Origin of the sequence: Cryobacterium arcticum (assembly GCF_003185895.1) — a bacterium.
GTDB lineage: Bacteria > Actinomycetota > Actinomycetes > Actinomycetales > Microbacteriaceae > Cryobacterium > Cryobacterium arcticum.
In genome coordinates this window covers 147,631-165,649 of the sequence record NZ_QHLY01000007.1, presented here as the reverse complement: position 1 = coordinate 165,649, position 18,019 = coordinate 147,631, and the positions used below count along the sequence as shown (strand labels likewise).

General features: G+C 68.1%; 20 protein-coding genes and 1 tRNA gene. 7 read left to right on the top strand and 14 right to left on the bottom strand.

Going from position 1 to position 18,019, the window contains the following annotated elements:
* Positions 1 to 55 precede the first annotated feature (55 nt).
* The 7 genes from CTB96_RS06415 to CTB96_RS06385 all read right to left on the bottom strand — a co-directional run bounded on the left by CTB96_RS06415 (position 56) and on the right by CTB96_RS06385 (position 4,654).
* Positions 56 to 505 carry a pilus assembly protein TadG-related protein gene (locus CTB96_RS06415; RefSeq protein ID WP_110126087.1) on the bottom strand — a complete coding sequence of 150 codons (450 nt, stop codon included), beginning with the start codon at positions 503 to 505 and terminating at the stop codon, positions 56 to 58.
* Positions 506 to 510: 5 nt separating this feature from the next.
* On the bottom strand, positions 511 to 987 hold the full coding sequence (locus CTB96_RS06410) for a hypothetical protein (RefSeq protein ID WP_110126086.1): 477 nt from the start codon (positions 985 to 987) through the stop codon (positions 511 to 513).
* On the bottom strand, positions 956 to 1,315 hold the full coding sequence (locus tag CTB96_RS06405) for a TadE/TadG family type IV pilus assembly protein (protein ID WP_345788775.1): 360 nt from the start codon (positions 1,313 to 1,315) through the stop codon (positions 956 to 958). Before CTB96_RS06405 ends, CTB96_RS06410 begins: the two co-directional genes overlap by 32 nt.
* A 59-nt stretch (positions 1,316 to 1,374) precedes the next feature.
* Positions 1,375 to 1,560, bottom strand: coding sequence for a hypothetical protein (locus tag CTB96_RS06400; RefSeq protein WP_110126302.1), 186 nt, complete (start codon positions 1,558 to 1,560; stop codon positions 1,375 to 1,377).
* Between the two features lie 72 nt (positions 1,561 to 1,632).
* Positions 1,633 to 2,577: a type II secretion system F family protein gene (locus CTB96_RS06395; RefSeq protein WP_248283248.1), complete on the bottom strand. Its 945-nt coding sequence runs from the start codon at positions 2,575 to 2,577 to the stop codon at positions 1,633 to 1,635.
* On the bottom strand, positions 2,565 to 3,425 hold the full coding sequence (locus tag CTB96_RS06390) for a type II secretion system F family protein (RefSeq protein ID WP_110126083.1): 861 nt from the start codon (positions 3,423 to 3,425) through the stop codon (positions 2,565 to 2,567). Before CTB96_RS06390 ends, CTB96_RS06395 begins: the two co-directional genes overlap by 13 nt.
* Complete coding sequence (locus tag CTB96_RS06385; RefSeq protein ID WP_110126082.1) at positions 3,422 to 4,654, bottom strand: TadA family conjugal transfer-associated ATPase; 1,233 nt, start codon at positions 4,652 to 4,654, stop codon at positions 3,422 to 3,424. Before CTB96_RS06385 ends, CTB96_RS06390 begins: the two co-directional genes overlap by 4 nt.
* A 110-nt stretch (positions 4,655 to 4,764) precedes the next feature.
* Here CTB96_RS06385 and CTB96_RS06380 point away from each other — a divergent pair, with 110 nt between their 5' ends.
* The 5 genes from CTB96_RS06380 (at position 4,765) to CTB96_RS06360 (ending at position 7,777) form a co-directional block, all read left to right on the top strand.
* Positions 4,765 to 5,292 (top strand): GNAT family N-acetyltransferase, encoded by a 528-nt coding sequence (locus CTB96_RS06380; RefSeq protein WP_110126081.1) that lies wholly within the window; start codon positions 4,765 to 4,767, stop codon positions 5,290 to 5,292.
* 71 nt (positions 5,293 to 5,363) lie between these two features.
* Positions 5,364 to 5,445: transfer RNA gene (locus CTB96_RS06375), tRNA-Leu, on the top strand.
* Between the two features lie 131 nt (positions 5,446 to 5,576).
* Positions 5,577 to 6,239 (top strand): biliverdin-producing heme oxygenase, encoded by a 663-nt coding sequence (locus CTB96_RS06370; RefSeq protein WP_110126080.1) that lies wholly within the window; start codon positions 5,577 to 5,579, stop codon positions 6,237 to 6,239.
* Positions 6,240 to 6,242: 3 nt separating this feature from the next.
* Positions 6,243 to 6,935, top strand: a complete 693-nt coding sequence (locus CTB96_RS06365; RefSeq protein ID WP_110126079.1) for a DedA family protein — start codon at positions 6,243 to 6,245, stop codon at positions 6,933 to 6,935.
* 110 nt (positions 6,936 to 7,045) lie between these two features.
* A complete protein-coding gene (locus CTB96_RS06360) occupies positions 7,046 to 7,777 on the top strand; it encodes a DedA family protein (RefSeq protein WP_427846473.1) in 732 nt (243 codons plus the stop codon).
* A 15-nt stretch (positions 7,778 to 7,792) separates the two neighbouring features.
* Here the strand turns inward: CTB96_RS06360 and CTB96_RS06355 are convergent, their stop codons facing one another.
* The 4 genes from CTB96_RS06355 to murI all read right to left on the bottom strand — a co-directional run bounded on the left by CTB96_RS06355 (position 7,793) and on the right by murI (position 10,978).
* Positions 7,793 to 8,713, bottom strand: a complete 921-nt coding sequence (locus CTB96_RS06355; protein ID WP_110126077.1) for a cation diffusion facilitator family transporter — start codon at positions 8,711 to 8,713, stop codon at positions 7,793 to 7,795.
* A 75-nt stretch (positions 8,714 to 8,788) separates the two neighbouring features.
* Positions 8,789 to 9,379 (bottom strand): RdgB/HAM1 family non-canonical purine NTP pyrophosphatase, encoded by a 591-nt coding sequence (rdgB, locus tag CTB96_RS06350; protein ID WP_110126076.1) that lies wholly within the window; start codon positions 9,377 to 9,379, stop codon positions 8,789 to 8,791.
* 1 nt (position 9,380) lies between these two features.
* Complete coding sequence (gene rph / locus CTB96_RS06345) at positions 9,381 to 10,115, bottom strand: ribonuclease PH (protein WP_110126075.1); 735 nt, start codon at positions 10,113 to 10,115, stop codon at positions 9,381 to 9,383.
* Positions 10,112 to 10,978, bottom strand: coding sequence for a glutamate racemase (gene murI, locus CTB96_RS06340; RefSeq protein WP_110126074.1), 867 nt, complete (start codon positions 10,976 to 10,978; stop codon positions 10,112 to 10,114). Before murI ends, rph begins: the two co-directional genes overlap by 4 nt.
* Positions 10,979 to 11,178: 200 nt before the next feature.
* On the opposite strand from murI, the gene CTB96_RS06335 reads away from it, so the two are divergent.
* Positions 11,179 to 12,411 carry a beta-ketoacyl-[acyl-carrier-protein] synthase family protein gene (locus tag CTB96_RS06335; protein WP_219993226.1) on the top strand — a complete coding sequence of 411 codons (1,233 nt, stop codon included), beginning with the start codon at positions 11,179 to 11,181 and terminating at the stop codon, positions 12,409 to 12,411.
* 21 nt (positions 12,412 to 12,432) lie between these two features.
* Positions 12,433 to 13,770 carry a nicotinate phosphoribosyltransferase gene (locus CTB96_RS06330; RefSeq protein WP_110126073.1) on the top strand — a complete coding sequence of 446 codons (1,338 nt, stop codon included), beginning with the start codon at positions 12,433 to 12,435 and terminating at the stop codon, positions 13,768 to 13,770.
* Positions 13,771 to 13,796: 26 nt separating this feature from the next.
* Here the strand turns inward: CTB96_RS06330 and CTB96_RS06325 are convergent, their stop codons facing one another.
* Genes CTB96_RS06325 through CTB96_RS20955 form a run of 3 tightly spaced genes read right to left on the bottom strand, consistent with a single transcriptional unit; the run spans position 13,797 to position 17,659 of the window.
* Complete coding sequence (locus CTB96_RS06325; RefSeq protein ID WP_110126072.1) at positions 13,797 to 14,093, bottom strand: DUF3039 domain-containing protein; 297 nt, start codon at positions 14,091 to 14,093, stop codon at positions 13,797 to 13,799.
* Between the two features lie 18 nt (positions 14,094 to 14,111).
* On the bottom strand, positions 14,112 to 15,686 hold the full coding sequence (locus tag CTB96_RS06320) for a hypothetical protein (protein ID WP_248283247.1): 1,575 nt from the start codon (positions 15,684 to 15,686) through the stop codon (positions 14,112 to 14,114).
* Entirely contained in the window at positions 15,662 to 17,659 is a 1,998-nt protein-coding gene (locus CTB96_RS20955; RefSeq protein ID WP_345788774.1) for an ABC transporter ATP-binding protein, read from the bottom strand. The genes CTB96_RS06320 and CTB96_RS20955 overlap by 25 nt, the downstream gene beginning before the upstream one ends.
* Between the last annotated feature and the right edge of the window lie 360 nt (positions 17,660 to 18,019).

Here is an 18,019-nt window from a genome sequence, read left to right as displayed (position 1 = left end):
AACAGGGGCAGAGCGGATGGGGCCTGAACGCACGGTGAACAGCGGGGAAAACCGCTCAGTGGAACACCGACCGGGCGACCGCTGTCACCTCCACGGGCAGGCCGTCGGGAACGAACAGGGTGAACACGGGTGGGCGCCACCACGCCCGCAGGGTGACAGTGGCGCTCTGGCCGTCGGCGGTGTCGGCGCGGGTGAGCACGAGCTCATCCAGATCGGGATGCGGTGCGGCGGTGAGGTAGCCGGTGGCCGCAACCCGGATCTCGGGGGTGGTCAGGGCGGCGTGCAATTCTCCGGAGTCGATCGCCACCGCATCGAGGGTGAATGATTCCGCTCCGGCGAGCGCCGCCCCATCCGCCAGGGTGAACAATTTCTTACGCTCCAGGTAGAGGCTGGTTGCTGCCGTCACGATCAGCACCACGAGCAAGGCCAGGAAACCGTAGAAGATGGTGAGCAGCAGCGTGGAGCCATCATCACCGCGGCAGAAGTCCCTCACACGTCCCGGCATCGGCTTCAGCCCTCATGCCAGAATCGCGACACGGTCTGCGTCGCTGACCCCTCCAGCGGGATGCTGCCGCGGTGCGATTGCGTCAGCACCGCGGGCACGAACGGCAGGTCCACGGCTACCCGCACCGTGACGGTGACAACGCTCCGCCGAGCCAGGCACTCGGCGCTGCCCGCGCACCTGATGCTGACCTCGGCGGCGGTCACGTCGATGCCGTAGTCGGCCAGCCCCACCACCACGGCACGCTCGGCACGGGCCTCGGCCTCCGCCGCACTCGGTGCCTGCACGTAGACCCGGGCTGCCTGCCGGGCCGCGCCCTCCACCGCGAAGGCGCCGCCCTGCAGCACAGACAGGGCGAGCACCAGGTAGACCAGGGGCACGAGCAGGATCAGGCCGACGCTGATGAACTCCAACGAGGCCGACCCGGCGTCTCCGCTGAGAGTGGCCAGCCGGTCACTCGGTCGCCAGTTCTTCCACCGCCGCATGTCCGGTCACCTCCAGCCCACGGTCCATGCCCAGCAGGCCGAACAACGGCAGCGGGGCCACCACCCGGATCTGTACGCCGGGCGCCCCGGCGACCTCGGCGTAGCTGGCCGAGACATCGGCGGCATAGGCCGGGCCGAGGGCAGAGGTGATCAGATCGCGGCTGCGCTCGGCGCCTTCGGACAGTCCGCTGTCGGCCAGGGCCGCATAGCGGGCTCCTTCGGCCGCGGCATCCAGCACGGTGTTACGGATGTGCAACGCCAACGCGAGCTGCAGCACGGCCAAGGTCAACGCGGTGAGCAGGGCAGAGACCATCACGAACTCGGCCACGGCCGTTCCCCGCTCGCTCTCGCCGGGCGCGCCCGGCCACCCGCGCAACATCGATGTCGTCAGATGCCGCTGACCCGGTCGATGGCCTGCTCGAAGATGCCGCTGAGCGCCGGCCCAGCCAGCCCCCAGATGATCATCACCAGGCCTGCCGTCATCAGGGTGATCAAAACCCACCCCGGCACGTCCCCGCGTTCATCGTGACGTGCGTCGTGCAGCCCTGTGCGGAAACGGTTCTGTAGCTGGATGAGGAGGCTCACGGTGTCCTGCTTTCTCTCGGGTGGTGCACGGATGAAACCGGGTACGTGGGTCGAAAGGGTCTAGAAACCGGCCTGCAACACGAACAGGCCAGGGAAGATGGCGAACAGGATAGTCATCGGCAGGATCAGGAAGACCAGCGGCACCATCATCGCCACCTCTTTCTGGCCCGCCGCCTCGAAAAGCTTGCGCTTGGATTCCTCGCGGCCGTCCTGGGCCTGGGCACGCAGCACCTCCGCGAGCGGAGAACCGCGATCGATCGCTCCGACGACCTGGTCGACGAAGCGGGTGAGCGGAGTGAGGCGCATCCGGCGAGACAGATCGGTAAGCGCCGTGGTGAGGGAGAGCCCGCTGTGCACGTCGGTGATCACGCCCGCGAATTCGCGGGAGAGCTCCCCCGATGTGCTGCGCGCCACCCGGCGGAGGGCATCGAGGATGCCTTCGCCGGCGGCGAGCGAGAGGGTGAGGAACTCCAGGATGGTAGGGAGTTCACTCTCGATGCGGGCCAGCCGGGCCGTTGCGGCGCGTTTCAGCTGGGCGTCGCGCAGCACCACCCCGGCCATCGCGGCCACGACGGGTGCCGACACCTGCACGATGAGCGGCCAGGCCCGGCCGAGCGGGGTTGCGACAGCGAGCAGCAGGGTACCGGCCGCCCCGATCAACGCCCACACCAACTGCTCGGAGCGGAACGCGTCGACGGTGCGGATGGAGCCGGATTGCCGCAACCGCCGCTCGATCACCTCGGCGCCGCCGAGCACACCGGCCAGCGCCTGGGCGAGCGCGTCGAAGACCGGCGAGAACAGGGTACCGAGCACCGGGATCGGGTCGACCGAGCGCCGGCCGACATAGAAGCGAGCCTCGGCGGAGACATCGAGCAGGTACGGGGCCAGGCGGTTCGCCAGTCGCGGCCGACTCAGCCGTGGGGTGAGGCTCACCAGCGACCACAACCCGAGGCCCAGGACCGACCCGAAGAACGCGCCCCAGGCCAGCGTGGTCACTGGAACCACCGCCGTTCCTCCGGTAGCCGGCCGAGAACGATCATCACCCGGTAGGCCAGCACCGACACGGTGAGACCACCGAGGATCACGATGGTCCCGGCCGGGGTGTTGTAGGCCTGCGCCGCCTCCGGGCGGCTGCTGATCAGCACGAGCACGATCCACGGCGCCGCCACCCCGAGCCGTGCGGCGTTGACCACCCAGGACTGCTTGGCCTCGACCTCCGCTCGTACCGCCGCTTCCTGCCGCAACCAGCTCGACAAGCTGCGCAACACCACGGTGAGGTCGCTTCCGCCCACTTCCCGAGCCATCCGCAGGGTTTCGAGCAGTCGATCGGCGAACGGGTCGGCGAGGGCAGTCTTGAGTTGGTCGATGCTGTAGCCGAAGTTGCCGGTGGCCCGATCCTCGCGTTCGAACTCCGCGAACGACAGCCGGGTGGCCACCGGACCGGCCTGGGCCAGGCTGCTCACCGCGTCGGGCAAGGCCAGGCCGGAGCGCACGGCCGATACCAGGTGGTCGACCACGTCGGGCCAGACCGTGCGATTGAGCCGTCGTCGCGCCCGCGCCCGCCAGAGCACGACGACGGTGGGCAGAATCAACCAGACCACGCCGACCACCAGCGAAAGCGCCCGCACCCCGAGCAGTGCCTCGGCGAGCGCCGCCGCAGCCACCGCCAGCACACCGGACAGAGTGAGAAACACCGACACCGGGAGCGATCCCAACCCGGCCTGGGTGAGGCGAGCCCGCCACCCGGCAAGCAGCCGCCCACCCTGCGCGGCGCTGCGAGTGCCCGGCCAGAGAAACGGGGCGCTCACCAACACCAGGCCGGCACCGAGCAGACTGCCCAGCACGAGGGTCATGCCGCTCCCCTCCGCAGCACCGCGGCCGGGTCGAGACCGGCGGCCCGGAACTTGGCCAGCTTCGTCGGGAGTCCGCCGGTGTGCTCGAGCACGCCGTTCTTGATCAGGAAGAGCGGACTGGCCTCGATGGTCGACCCGGTGAGCTGGCCGCTCGGCGCGATGATCTCGGTCACCCGGCGTCGGCCGTGCTGGTCGATCTCGCAGTGCACCACCAGGTCGATACAGCCGGCGACCGTGGGCAGCACGAACGACGAGTCGATGTTCCGCCCGGCCAGCAGCGGCAGCGTCGAGAGCTTGGCCAGTGCGTCCCGCGCGCTGTTGGCGTGGATCGAGCACATCCCGGGCAGACCACTATTCAGGGCGATCAGCAGGTCGAGGCTCTCGGCCTCCCGCACCTCGCCGACGACCAGACGATCGGGGCGCATCCGCAGCGACTCCTTGATCAGCCGCCGCAGCGTGATCTCGCCGGCGCCCTCGAGGCTGGGCTGGCGGCACTGCATCGCCACCACGTCCCGGGCGCCCACGCTCAGCTCGAAAGTCTCCTCCACCGTGATGATGCGCTCGGTGCGCCGAGTCGACGCGAGCAGGGCATTCAGCATGGTGGTCTTGCCGGTCTGCGTCGCCCCCGAGACCAGGATGTTCTGACCGCCCTGAACGCAGACCCGCAGGAACTCCGCGGCCGGCTGGGTGAGCGAGCCGAGAGCCACGAGCTGGGTGAGGTCCCGCACCCGCCGGGTGAACTTGCGGATGTTGACCGACCAGTGCCGCTGCGTGATGTCCGGGATCACGACGTGCAGCCGGGACCCGTCGGGCAGGGAAGCATCCACGAATGGAGAGGAAAGATCCACCCGGCGACCGGAGGCCTGCAGCATCCGTTCGACCAGGTCGCGCACCTCCCGCTCGGTGAGCACCATCGTGGTCAGCTCCGGCACCCCGTCCCTGGCCACGAACACCCGGGTCGGCGCATTGATCCAGATCTCCTCGATATCGGGGTCGTCCAGGAACGATTGCAGCGCGCCGAACCCGGTGAGGGCGGCCACCACCTCCCGCGCCGCCTGGAATTCGTCGGCGAGCAACGGCAGCGACCCACCCAGGGCGCGTTCACTGTAGCGCCGCACCTCGTCGCGCACGTATTGGTCGGCCAGGCTGTCGTCGGTGGCGAGGTCGACGCCGTCCCGGCGCACGCGCAGCCGCACTTGCTCGGTGATGATGCGCACGGCCTCACTCATGGGGAAATCCTGCGTCACAACCGGGCCGGCCCGTGCAAGTTATCCACAGCCTGTGGCCGGAGTGTATTACGCTCGCACGAGTCCGCCCGGCCCGCCCCAGAAAGTGAACCATGCCGCACCATCCCGATCTGGCCACCACCGTCCGCATCCGGTTGATCGAGCCAGACGAGACGGATGCTGTCGCCGCCGTCACCGAGGCCGCCTACAGCCACGACTACGAACTCCCCGAGAGCTACCGGCGCTCCCTGCTCGATGTGGCCACCCGCGCGGCGCACGACCAGGTCTGGGTGGCCGAAGACCCGGCGACAGGCCGGATTCTCGGCACGGTCTGGACGCCGCTTCCCGGCGAACGGATCTCCCCGCTCGCCAGGGACGGCGAGCTCGACTTCAGATTGTTGGCGGTGGCGCCAGACGCACGCGGGCGCGGGATCGGGGCCGCCCTGACCCGGCACGTGATCGCCCTGGGCCGCGAACGCGGCGCGCGGCGGGTAGTGATGAACAGCGGCAGCGAGATGGTGGGTGCCCACCGCCTCTACCTGGCGCTCGGCTTCGTGCGTCTCACGGACCGCGAGGGACCGGTCGAGGTCGCCCCCGGCCGTTTTCTGGACCTCTTCGCGTTCGGCTACGACCTGGACTGACGTCACCTTCGCTGGAAGGCTGCGGGCACCGGCGCAGGCATCAACGAGCGCCCCTAGACTGGAGCCTTACTGCGGGAGTGGTGAAATTGGTATACACGCAGGTTTTAGGTACCTGTGCCGAAAGGCGTGAGGGTTCAAGTCCCTTCTCCCGCACCGACGGGCGCCGGCTGTCGACACGTAGATGCCGTCCGGCTCCGCTGCAACCGAGAATTCTCCCCAATTCTGGCCACCGAAATTTGCTTAGGTTAGGATTGCCTTACTCGTCCCCCAGCAGATCGGTTCTCATGACCGCGACCCCAGCCACAACGCAGCACACCATGGACCAGCAGCCGAGCCTGGCCGACTACCTCCGCGCGAGCTCCAGCGGACAACATCGCGACACCGAAACCCGCTCGTTCATCACCGAACTCATGAGCGGCAACCTGTCGCTCGCCGACTACACCCGCTACCTCGGCCAGTACGCCTGGGTCTACGAAGCGCTCGAACAGCTTGTCGACCGGGTCTCCCAGGTCGACCGCCTCGACCTCTTCGACCCGGACCTCGACCGGCTGCCCGCAATCGAGAGCGACCTGGCCGCTCTGGGTGTGCAGGACTGGCGTCGGGAACATCCACCGCTGATCTCGACCACCGCGTATATCGCGCACCTGCAGTCGCTCACCAGCGCCGACACTGTGCGGTGCCTCGCCCACCACTACACCCGCTACCTCGGTGATCTGTCCGGTGGGCAGGCCATCGCCTCCCTTGTCGCGCGGCACTACGGCGCCGCTCCCGAGCAGCTCGGGTTCTACCGGTTCGACGCGATCAACAACATCGTGCAGTACAAGCGTGCCTACCGCGACCGGTTGAACGCGCTCGCGTTGGCACCGGCCGAAGTGAACACCCTCGTGGCCGAGGTCGATGCGGCCTTCACCTACAACGGTGCGGTCTTCGACGGGTTGGCGCGCTAGAAAATGCTACGCACGGCAGCGCTCGACGGCCAGCTCAGCGACTTCGTCGCGAGTGCGGGCGTTGTCGTGTTCTACCTCCTCGTCTGGGCGCTGGTGTTCGCCGGTACCGCCCTGTTCCTCGGCGTGTTCATCCCGTTCATCACGGGTGATTCACTGCTCTTCGGCGCCGGCCTGGTGGCCGCCTCAACGTCAAGCCTGAATATCGTCGTGCTCGCCGTGGGGGTGGGCATAGCCGCATTCCTCGGCGACCAGGTCGGGTTCCTGCTCGGCCGACGGTACGGACGCGGCTACCTCGATCGGCGGGGCGGCCGGCGCACCCAGGCGATGGTGGTGCGCACCGAATCCTTCTACCGCAAATACGGCTGGTGGGCCGTTGTCGTCGCCCGGTTCATGCCGTGGGCTCGGGTGTTCGTTCCCGTGGTCGCCGGGGTGGGCCGGATGAACTACTACAAGTTCATCTCCAGCAACCTCGTGGGAGCGCTCGCCTGGGGGGTCGGCATCACCCTCACCGGCTACTACGCGGCGGCCATCCCCGGGGTGAAGAGCGCCGCATACGTCATCGCCGGCTTCTTCATCACGGCGTCGATCGTGTTCGGCCTGCGCACCTGGTACACCGAGCGGGCGGAGTCCCGAGCGGATGCCCGAGCCACGGTCGACAGCGCCGGGGCCCGGGAGGATGGCACTTTGGGGGGTTAGCCCACGGCGTCATCAGGCTTTCCCTCGGAATTCCGCGTTACTCTGTAGTGACGCATGCGATCACCGCCGACCGGCCGATCTAGCCGCCGACGACTGGAGTTTTCTTCGTGATTAACACAGCACTCATCCCCTGGCTCGACCCCGAGATCCTCATCAACGGATTCGGGCCCTGGGCACTGCTGGGCGTGTGCGCAATCGTCTTCGCCGAAACCGGCCTGCTGATCGGATTCCTGCTTCCCGGCGACACCCTGCTCGTCATCACCGGCCTGTTCGTCTTCTTCGACATCATCAAGATCGATATCTGGTGGGTGGCCTTAGCCATCGGCGGCGCCGCGTTCCTCGGCGGCGAGGTGGGCTATCTGATCGGCCATCGCCTCGGCCCACGGGTGTTCGAGCGCAAGGAATCCGGACTGTTCAGTGTCAAGAACGTGCAACGCACCAACGCCTTCTTCGTGCGCTTCGGCGGCTTCGCCGTGATCGCCGCGCGCTTCGTGCCGATCGTGCGTACTTTCGCCCCGGTCGCCGCCGGCGTGGGCCACATGAACTACCGCAAGTACAGCCTCTACAACTTCATCGGCGCCATGATCTGGGGCGCCGGCCTCACCTTCTTCGGTTATTTCCTGGGCTACATTCCGCCGCTGGCCGACTTCGTGCGCGACTACATCGACCTCATCCTGCTCGGTGCCGTGGTGATCACCCTGATCCCCACGATCTACCACTACGTGCAGTCCACCGTGAAAGCCCGCCGCGAGGCTCGCGCCGGTGTGGCCGTCGACCCGGAGAAGCTCGTGCTCGACCCGGAGACCTTCGACACCAACAACGACGGCAAGCACGAGGCCTGAGCCGTCCGGCCGCGCTCAGCGGTGGGAGTGGTGCGCGTGTTCCTCATCGGCGGCATGATCGGCCGGCTCCAACTGGAACGTCGAGTGTTCCACGTCGAAGTGGTGCGACAGGCACTCTGACAGTTCACTCAGCAGTTGGCCCGACCGTCCGGAGGCCAGCAGCTCCGGCTCGACCACGATGTGCGCGCTGAACACGTGTGACCCAGAGGTGATCGCCCACACGTGCACGTCGTGCACGGCCACGACCCCCGGCGTGCCTTCCAGGTGCTGCCTGATCTCCTGCACGTTGGTGTCGGCGGGCACCGACTCGCTGAACACCCGCACCACGTCCCGCAGCAGGCCGATCGCCCGCGGCAGGATCATCGCGGCGATCACCAGCGACGCGATCGCGTCGGCCTGCTGGAATCCGGTGGTGAGGATCAGCACGGCCGCGACGATCACGGCGATCGACCCGAGCGCGTCACCGAGCACCTCGAGGTAGGCACCGCGCATGTTGATCGACCCCGACGCGGCCGGCCGCAGCAACAGGATGCCGACGATGTTGGCGATCAGGCCGATCACGGCGACGACGAGCATCGGACCGGCCAGTACCTCGGCCGGGTCTCCGGCGATCAACCGGCTGACCGCGCCGAACACCACGAATCCGGCCACGACGAGCAGGATCAGGCCGTTGAGCATGGCACCGAACACCTCGGCACGCTGATAGCCGAAGGTCTGCCGGTCGGATGCGGGCCGGGCCGCCACGATGGTGGCCGTGAGTGCGATGATCAGCCCGGCCAGGTCGGAGAACATGTGCCCGGCATCCGCCAGCAGGGCGAGCGACCCGGTAAACCAGGCGCCCACGATTTCCGCGACCAGAACCAGCGAGACGATGCCGATCACGATCGACAGACGCGAGCGATTCGTCGTCTGTGCGGATGCGTGATCGTGGCTCATGCCTCCACGGTACGAGCCGCGCGGGGCGAAAGCCAGCCCGGCCGCTAGTTGGGAATGAGTGCCGTTCTCAGCAGGTCAGGATGCCAGGAGTTCAGAGAGCACCGGCCCGAGTGCCGCGAAGGCGATGGCCCGGTGACTCTCGGCGTTCTTGACCTCCGCAGACAACTCGGCGGCCGACACGTCATGGCCGTCAGGCTGGAAGATCGGGTCATAGCCGAACCCGCCCGCACCCGCGGGGGCGTGCAGGATGCGCCCGGGCCACACCCCCGTCACGGCCCGTTCCACGCCGTTCGGCAACGCCAGTGCGGCGACGCAGGTGAAGTGCCCGGCGCGGTGTTCGTCGGCGATGTCGCTGATCTGCCAGAGCAGCAGGTTCAGGTTCTCGGCCGAGTCCCGCGCCGGTCCCGCCCAGCGGGCGGAGAAGATGCCGGGCGAGCCGCCCAGCACATCCACGCAGATGCCGGAGTCATCCGCGATGGCGGGTAACCCGGTGTGGGCTGCGGCGGCGCGGGCCTTGATCAGCGCGTTCTCGGTGAAGGTCGCGCCGTTCTCGACCGGCTCCGGGCCGTCGTAGGCCAGCACCTCGAGGCCGGGCAGCAGAGGTGCGAGGATGCGCCTGAGTTCCTCGACCTTGTGGGCGTTGTGGGTGGCGAGAACGACGCGCATCTCAGCGGCCCAGGGTGGTCTTCTGCAGGTCGGTGAGCGTGATCGCACCGGCGAGAGCGAGGTCGAGCAGGGAGTTGAGCTCGGTGCGGTCGAAGGGGGCTCCCTCGGCCGTGCCCTGCACCTCGATGAACTTGCCGCGGCCGGTGACGACAACGTTCATGTCGGTCTCGGCGCGCGAATCCTCGGTGTACGCCAGGTCGAGCATCGGCACCCCGGCGATGATGCCCACCGAGACGGCGGCGACGCTGTCGGTGAGCGGCTGGGCCTTCTGGGCGATGAACTTCTTCTCGCGGCCCCACTCGAGGGCGTCGGCCAGGGCCACATAGGCGCCCGTGATCGCGGCGGTGCGCGTGCCGCCATCCGCCTGAAGCACGTCGCAGTCGATGACGATGGTGTTCTCGCCCAGCGCCTTCATGTCGACGACGGCACGGAGGCTCCGGCCGATCAGCCGGCTGATCTCGTGGGTGCGGCCACCGATGCGGCCCTTGACCGATTCGCGGTCCATGCGGGAGTTGGTGGAGCGGGGCAGCATCGAGTACTCAGCGGTGACCCAGCCCTTGCCCTTGCCGGCCATCCAGCGCGGCACGCCGTTAGTGAACGACGCGGTGGCGAGCACCTTGGTGCGGCCGAACGAGATCAACGCCGACCCCTCGGCCTGGTCGCTCCACCCACGCTCGATGGTCACGGGGCGCAGCTGGTCGTTGGTGCGGCCATCGGCGCGCAGGATGTCGGTCACGGGTTCTCCTTGAACAGGCGGGGGGTCGAGGCGGCCAGTCTGGCCACCTCGCTGAGGCTGATGGTTCCGGTCGCGACCAAATCGACCCGGGAGATCTCCGGGCCGAGCAGGCGGTGGGCGAGGCGGAGGAAATCGTCGGCGCTGTCGCCGGTGGCTTCGTAGCGGTAGCTGGGCGGTGCGGTCTCGACGCGTTCGAGGCCCTGCCCCACGAGTACCCGGTAGACGTCGTTGGCGGTCTCGGTGTGGCTGGAGACCAGGGTCACGGCATCCCCCATCACATAGGAGATGACGCCGCGCAGGAACGGGTAGTGGGTGCAGCCGAGCACGAGGGTGTCCACGTCGGCGGCCTTGAGCGGAGCCAGGTATTCCTCCGCAACCCGCAGCACCTCGGCACCGGTGGTCACACCGCTCTCGACGAACTCGACGAACCGCGGGCAGGCTTGCGAGAACAGTTGGATATCGGTCGCGGCGGCGAAGGCGTCGTTGTAGGCGCGAGAGTTCACGGTGCCAACGGTTCCCACCACGCCGACCCGCTTGTTGCGGGTGGTGCCGACGGCGCGGCGCACGGCGGGTTGGATCACTTCGATGACGGGCACGCTGTAACGCTCCCGGGCATCCCGCAACACGGCCGCCGATGCGGTGTTGCAGGCGATTACCAGCAACTTCACATCCTGGGCGACGAGATCGTCGAGAACGTCGAGGGCGTACTCCCGAACATCGGCGATCTTCTTCGGCCCGTAGGGCGAATGGGCGGTGTCGCCGATGTAGAGGATGGACTCATTGGGCAATTGGTCCTTGATGGCCCGGGCGACGGTCAGCCCGCCGACGCCGGAGTCGAAAATCCCAATCGGTGCATCCGTCACGACAATCAAGCCTAGCCGGGTTCGGCATTCCGCCCCGGCCAGATACCGCTATATACCCACAACGCTCGAATGTATGCCCAAAACGCTCCAACGTACGTGGAGACGTATATACCCGTAACTACACTCGGCATGTGGGCCAGGTCAACCAGACAGAGCCCGCACCGGAGACGTCCCTCGCGCCGTCTGAGGAGATGATCGTCATGAATGATCGAGTCGTAATCACCGGATTGGGAGCCCTCACCCCGCTCGGCAATTCGTGGACCGAGACCTGGGACGGCCTGATCAACGGTCGCAGCGGCGTGGCCCGCATCACCCAGTTCGACGCCACCGACCTGCCCACCCAGATCGCCGGGGAGGTCAAGGACTTCGACCCCACCACCCGCATGGCGGTCAAGCAGGCCAAGCGTGCCTCTCGCGCCTCCCAGATGGCCATCGCCGCGGCCCGTGAAGCCGTCGCCGACGCCGGCTTCGGCCCGTCGATGGAGGGCATCCACACCGCTGTCGTGGTGAACAGCGCGGTATCCGGCTACGCCGAGATCCAGGATGCGACCGAACACGTCAACGCCGGCAGCCCCCGTCGCATCTCCCCCCGCTTCGTGCCGCAGTCGCTGATGAACATGGCCGCCTGCGAGATCGCGATCGACCTCGGCGTGCACGGCCCCGTGAACGCCAGCGCCCTGGCCTGCGCCAGCGGTGCCTACGCGCTGCTCGAGGCCCGCACCATGCTGGTCACCGGCGACGCCGACGTCGTGATCGCCGGCGGCGTGGAAGCCGCCATCACCCCGGTGATGTTCGCCGGGCTGAACGCCATGCACGCCGCGTCGACCCACAACATCGAGCCCACCGAGGCCAGCCGCCCGTTCGACGCCAACCGCAACGGCCTCGTCTTCGGCGAGGGCGCGGTCGTTTTCGTGATGGAGCTGCTCTCCCACGCCAGGGCACGCGGAGCCCGCGTCTACGCCGAGGTCCTCGGCGGCGCCCTCACCAGTGACGGTTTCAGCATCGTCGCACCCGACCCGTCGGGCAAATACGCCAGCCAGGCCATCACCCGTGCGCTCGACAAGAGCAAGCTCAACCCGGCCGACATCGACATGATCGTCGCCCACGGCACCTCCACCCAGGCGAACGACAAGGCCGAAACCCTCGCCATCCGCGAGTCCCTGCGGCACTTTGCCGACAAGATCTCGATCACCGCGCCAAAGTCGATGACCGGGCACATGATCGGCGCAGCCGGTGCGCTGTCCGCGCTGGTCGGCGCCCTGTCGATCAAGAACGGCATCGTGCCGCCCACGATCAACCTGCGCACCCCCGACCCGGAGTGCGGCCTGGACTACACACCGCTCACCGCTCGGATCCAGCCGATCAAGCATGCCCTGGTCAACGCGTTCGGCTTCGGCGGCCAGAACTGCATCGTGGCCTTCGGCGCGCTCTAAGTCACGACTAGGCTTGCGCGGGTGACCGAGTCTTCCGCACTTCGAACCGACCGCTACGAGCTCACCATGGTGGATGCCGCCATTCAGAGCGGCACCGCGAACCGCGAGTGCATGTTCGAGGCCTTCGCCCGGCGGTTGCCTGCCGGGCGGCGCTACGGCATCGTGGCCGGCACCGGCCGCCTGCTCGACCTGATCAGAGACTTCCGCTTCCGCGACGCCGAACTCGACTGGCTGCGCAACAACGACGTGGTTCGCCCGCCCACCCTGGACTGGCTGGCGGACTATTCGTTCAGCGGCAACATCTGGGGCTACCGCGAGGGTGACGCCTACTTCCCCGGCTCCCCGCTGATCCAGGTGGACGGCACCTTCGCCGAATGCGTCGTGCTCGAAACCCTGATTCTCAGTGTGCTCAACTACGACAGCGCCGTGGCCAGCGCGGCCGCCCGGATGGTCTCGGTGAGCCTGGGTCGGCCACTGGCCGAGATGGGTTCCCGCCGCACCAGCGAATACGCCGCGGTCGCCGCCGCGCGTGCCGCGTATATCGCCGGCTTCGCCTCCACCAGCAACCTGGAGGCCGGCCGCAGCTGGGGCATCCCCACCATGGGCACCGCCGCACACTCGTTCACGCTGCTGCACGACAGCGAAGAAGACGCCTTCCGCGCCCAGGTGGATGCGTTCGGCGCGTCGACCACGCTGCTGGTGGACACCTACAACATCGAACGCGGCATCGAACTGGCCGTGGCCGTGGCCGGAACCGGGCTGGGCTCCATCCGCATCGACTCCGGCGACCTGCCCACCGTGGTCGCCGCGGCTCGGGCCCAGTTGGACTCCCTCGGGGCGGTGAACACCCACATCACCGTCACCAGCGATCTCGACGAGTACTCGATCGCCGCACTGTCGGCGTCACCGGTCGACGCCTTCGGGGTGGGCACCTCGCTCGTCACCGGGTCGGGCGCCCCCGCTGCCGGCATGGTCTACAAGCTCGTGGCCCACAAGAACGACGCCGACGAGTGGGTCTCGGTGGCGAAGACCTCCGCGCACAAGGCCTCGGTCGGCGGCCGGAAGAACGCGCTGCGCCGCTTGGACGCCACCGGCACCGCCCGCGAAGAGGTCGTGACGGTCACCGCCGACGGTGACTTCGCCGCGGCAGAGGCGCCGGCAGCCGCTGCTGCGAACGACTCCACAGAGCGGCCGCTCCTGGTACCGCTGATGGAAGCCGGGGTGGTGGACGAACGCTACCTGGGCGCATCCGGCACCCGGCTGGCCCGCGAGCAGAACGCCGCTGCCATGCGGGAACTGCCGATCGACGCCTTCAGGCTCGGACGCGGCGAAGCCGTCATTCCGACCGTCTACCGGTAGCGGATGCGGCGGATGCGGCGGACCGGTCAGTCCTGCTTCATCTTTTCGTAGATCGACTTACAGGTGGGGCAGACCGGGAACTTCTCCGGGTCGCGGCCCGGGAGCCACTTCTTGCCGCACAGCGCTTTGACCGGCTTACCTGTCATCGCGGACTCGAGGATCTTGTCTTTAGGCACGTAGTGCGAAAATCGTTCGTGGTCCCCGGGCTCGATCTGCTCCTGGTTCAGCAGTTCTTCGAGTTCACGGTCGAGCGTGGACGTTCCGCCACCGGTTTCTGGGCCCCGGCCGGGGTCTGCGATGCTTGCGCGAATGTCGAGTGTCATGGTCTCAAGTGTATGCAGCTATGCGCGCAATGCGGAGGAGAGCATCTCAGGTCCGCGGCGCTCGAAAGTGCGCGAACCTAACCAGACGCCCCCGACCAGCATGAACGCTCCCACGCCCAGGCCCCAGTAGAGCGCCGGCAGGTTCCAGATCGGATCGACGAAGACACCGAGCACGGCGCAGATGATGGCCGGCAGCGCCACCACGATCGAGCCCACGAAGGTGAAGGACTGGATGACGGCCGCCGCGGTGTCCGACGCCTGCGGCTGAGCGAACGGGCTATCCCCCGGCTTGGTTGCCGGGTACGGGAACCGGGCCGAGGTGAAACTGGAGAAGCCGAGGCCGGCGAGCAGGATGCAGGTGCTGACCCCCAGCAGACCGGGCAGCACGGCCCAGTCGCCGTAGACGGCCACGCTGATGGCCGATCCGAGTCCGATCAGCGGAATGCCCACGAACAGGGCGGGCACGAGGCGGCCGAGCCTGTCGGCGACTCCTCGCGGCCCGGAGACCACGTGCAGCCAGATCGCGGTGTGGTCGTAGGCGACATCGTTGTGCAGTGTCCAGCCGAGGAAGACGCACATCAGCGGCACCGGTACCAGGGCGAGGTACTCGAACGGCATCCCGGCCACGGCCAGCGGCAGGATGACCAGCACCGGCACGATCGGGATCATGATCAACGACACCCAGTAGCGGGGGTCACGGCCCCAGTAGGTGATGCTGCGTGCGGCGATGGCGCCGGTCGGGTTGTGCGGCAGACGGTCGAACCAGCCCAGGCCGCCGTACTGGCGGGCCTGAGCCTCCCGGCCGGGCGTGATGAGCATGCGGGCCACGAGCGCCTGCCAGGCCAGCCAGAGCAGGTACACGGTCAGAGCGGCGATCACGAGCCGGAGCAGGGAGAGGCCCCAATCGCCGGCTGCGGCGTCGCCGGGAACAGCCCAGGCTGCTCCGAGCGGGGTCCAGCCGAGGATGGCCGCAAATCCACCGAGCAGGTCGAGGCCGTACTGGCTCCAGTCGACGTTCACCAGCAGCACGACGACCGGGGTGATCATCACGATCAGCAGCAGACCGACGATGCCGGTGAACTCGCGCGAGCGCCGGGTTGACAGGAGGAACGCCGCGATCGACGTGCTCACCCTGGAGGCCAGCATGCAGGTGGCCAGCAGCAGTGCTGCCGCCACGATGGCGAAGAGGGTTTCGCCTACGCCCCGCGACCAGGTCACGATGGTGCCCAGCAGCACCAGCGCGAGCGTCGCAGACGGAACTCCCAGCAGCGACGACACTGCGAGGCCGAGCGAGAGCTGCTTGTTCGGAATGCCCATGGTGGAGAACTTGCGCGGGTCCATGCTGTCGTCCACGCCGAAGATGAGCGGCACGAGAATGAAGCCGAGCACCACCAGCGAGCCCACCACGATGAGTCCGTCGCGGATGGTGCCCACCTCGTCGACGAAGCGGAACGCGATCAGCATCGCGACCAGCGCCGCTGCGACGAGCAGCCCGTAGACGAGGCCGAGCACCACTCCCACGACCTGCCAGGGGCTACGCCGGAAGAGATTGGCGAGGAGCCTCAGTTTCAGTCCGAGAAATTGTGCAACCACTCCAGGCCCTCCGCAACCTTGCGTCCGCCGGCGAGCTCGACGAAACGTTCTTCGAGCGACGCGTTGCCGCGGACCTCGTCGATCGTCCCTGCGGCCAGCACGGAGCCCTGCACGATGATCGCCACGTTGTCGCACACCCGCTGGATGAGGTCCATGCCGTGGCTGGAGAGAATGACGGTTCCGCCGCTGGCGACGTAGCGCTGCAGGATCTCGGTGACATTCACTGCCGACACCGGGTCGACCGATTCGAACGGTTCGTCGAGCACGAGCACGCGCGGCGAGTGGATCATGGCGCAGGCCAACGCGATCTTCTTGGTCATGCCGGCCGAGTAGTCGGCAACCAACCGATTGAGGGCATCCTCGAGGCCGAAGGCCTTCGCCAGGTCGGCGGACCTGGCCCGCACGGTCTCGCTCTCGAGCCCGCGCAGCACGCCGGCGTAGTAGAGCAGTTGGGCGCCAGTGAGCCGGTCGAAGAGTCGCAGCCGGTCGGGAAGCACGCCGATCACCCGTTTGGCGGCAATCGGGTCGGCCCAGACGTCGATGCCGTGCACGTGGATGGATCCCGAATCCGGCCGCAGCAGACCGGTGATCATCGACAGTGTCGTGGTCTTGCCTGCTCCGTTGGGGCCGACAATGCCGTAGAACGACCCGGACCGAACCTGGAGGTTCACGTCGGCGACGGCGACATTCTGGCCGAACCGCTTGTTGAGCCCGCTGACCGAGATCTCGATCGGGGCATTGGGGTTCACCACAGGGGATGCACCGGTGCGCGGTGCCAGCGGCTTGCGCACGACCGGAGGAGTGATGCGCGGCACCGGTGCAGACTCAACCACGGGTTCAGCCTGCGCAACGGTATCCGTCTGGGCGACGGTCGCTGCCGCGACAACGGGTGCGGCCTTCTCGGCACCGCGAGGCAACCGCCAGAACGGACGGCGCACGGGGCGGGCGTCCTCGGCGACCGGCGCCGGCGCTGCAGTCGGAACGGTCAGAACGACGGTGTCGTCATCATCGGCGGGGACCGCCGGGATCGTCATGACGCGGGTTTCGTCGTCGGCGGGCGGGTTCTCGGCAACCGGCAGCACTGTGGTCGGAGCATCGACGATGGTTTCGTCAGCGGGTTCGTCAGCGGGTTCGGCCTCAACGACCACGGGCGCGGCGGATGCGGCGTCAGGAGCGGGTTCGGCCTCGACGACAGCAGTTTCACCAGCGGGTTCGACAACAGCGGGCTCGACAACAGCAGCTTCGACGACAGCGGGCTCGACGACAGCGGGTTCGGCTTCGGGCGCCGGCTCGGCCGCGTTCTCCACCTGGGCATTGCGGGCCAGGGCGGCAGCGGTCGCCGCACGGGCGGCCTTGGTGGCCGCGGCACGAGCCGCAGCAGCCTTCGCCGACGCCGCCTTCGTGGCTTCCGCCCGCGCAGCGCTGGCCTTGGCCGCCGATTCCGACTTGGCAGCCGCTGCCTTCGCGGCGGCAGCTTTAGCCGCCGCCGAGCGGTCGGCGCTCGTTCGGGTCGTGGTCGAACGGGGTGTGCTCGTTCGGGGCGTGCTCGCGCGCGGCGACGTGGTGCCGGTCTCCTCGACCGGAGCAGCGGGGTCGGCAGCAGGCGCAGCGGCATCCACGGCCTCCGCCGTATCGGCCGTGGCCGTAGTGGTGGACGGTAGCCGGGTCGCCTTCGATGCCGGGGGCTTGGCTGTGGTCTTGGCCGGGGTCTTGCGTGCCGCCGGGGTGCGGCTCACCGTGACCCGGGCGGCCGCGGTGGCCGGCTCCGCGCGATCGCCAGCGGCTCCGGCCGGTTCGTTCGTGGCCGGTGCAGCGGTGGACTCGGCGGCGGCGGTCGAGGCAGCAGTCTCAGCGGCGGCTTCGGCAGCGGTCGGCTTCTTCTTGGCCGGGGCGCGGGTACCGGCACTGGCACGCGGGGTGGCGGATGTTCGCGGGGTCGCCGCAGCCCGGGGTGCCCTGGTGGTGCTGCGCACCGGGGTCTTGCGGGGTGGCTTCGCCTCTGCTGCGGGCGCAGCAGTAGAGGAGGAAGCAGGCTCAGGGGGGCGGTTCGCAGAGGTCTCGTGCTGGGCAGCACTACCCTCGCGTTCCGGCTCCGTATCGGTAACGGGCAAGATCGGAGTCTGCTCGTCTGGCTCGGAGTTCGGAGGCACTGGAGTCACCTCGCTAACCTACCAAGGACCATCTGACATCGCTGGGTCCGCAACGTCTTCAAGGGCTGATTCCCACCCTGGGATCCGAGCCGTCTGCTACGAACCACACCTGGCATCGAGCGGTTCCCGAACGCGCGGAATCGTCACGATCCGGACACGCATCCGTCCCTCTCTTCCCCCGGA

Coding starts and splice junctions, on each gene's coding strand:
- CTB96_RS06325 (WP_110126072.1), bottom strand. CDS start 14,093: ATGACACTCGACATTCGCGCAAGCATCGCAGACCCCGGCCGGGGCCCA.
- CTB96_RS06415 (WP_110126087.1), bottom strand. CDS start 505: ATGCCGGGACGTGTGAGGGACTTCTGCCGCGGTGATGATGGCTCCACG.
- rdgB (WP_110126076.1), bottom strand. CDS start 9,379: ATGCGCGTCGTTCTCGCCACCCACAACGCCCACAAGGTCGAGGAACTC.
- CTB96_RS06410 (WP_110126086.1), bottom strand. CDS start 987: ATGCGGCGGTGGAAGAACTGGCGACCGAGTGACCGGCTGGCCACTCTC.
- CTB96_RS06380 (WP_110126081.1), top strand. CDS start 4,765: ATGCCGCACCATCCCGATCTGGCCACCACCGTCCGCATCCGGTTGATC.
- CTB96_RS06335 (WP_219993226.1), top strand. CDS start 11,179: ATGAATGATCGAGTCGTAATCACCGGATTGGGAGCCCTCACCCCGCTC.
- CTB96_RS06390 (WP_110126083.1), bottom strand. CDS start 3,425: ATGACCCTCGTGCTGGGCAGTCTGCTCGGTGCCGGCCTGGTGTTGGTG.
- CTB96_RS06365 (WP_110126079.1), top strand. CDS start 6,243: ATGCTACGCACGGCAGCGCTCGACGGCCAGCTCAGCGACTTCGTCGCG.
- CTB96_RS06355 (WP_110126077.1), bottom strand. CDS start 8,713: ATGAGCCACGATCACGCATCCGCACAGACGACGAATCGCTCGCGTCTG.
- CTB96_RS06370 (WP_110126080.1), top strand. CDS start 5,577: ATGACCGCGACCCCAGCCACAACGCAGCACACCATGGACCAGCAGCCG.
- CTB96_RS06385 (WP_110126082.1), bottom strand. CDS start 4,654: ATGAGTGAGGCCGTGCGCATCATCACCGAGCAAGTGCGGCTGCGCGTG.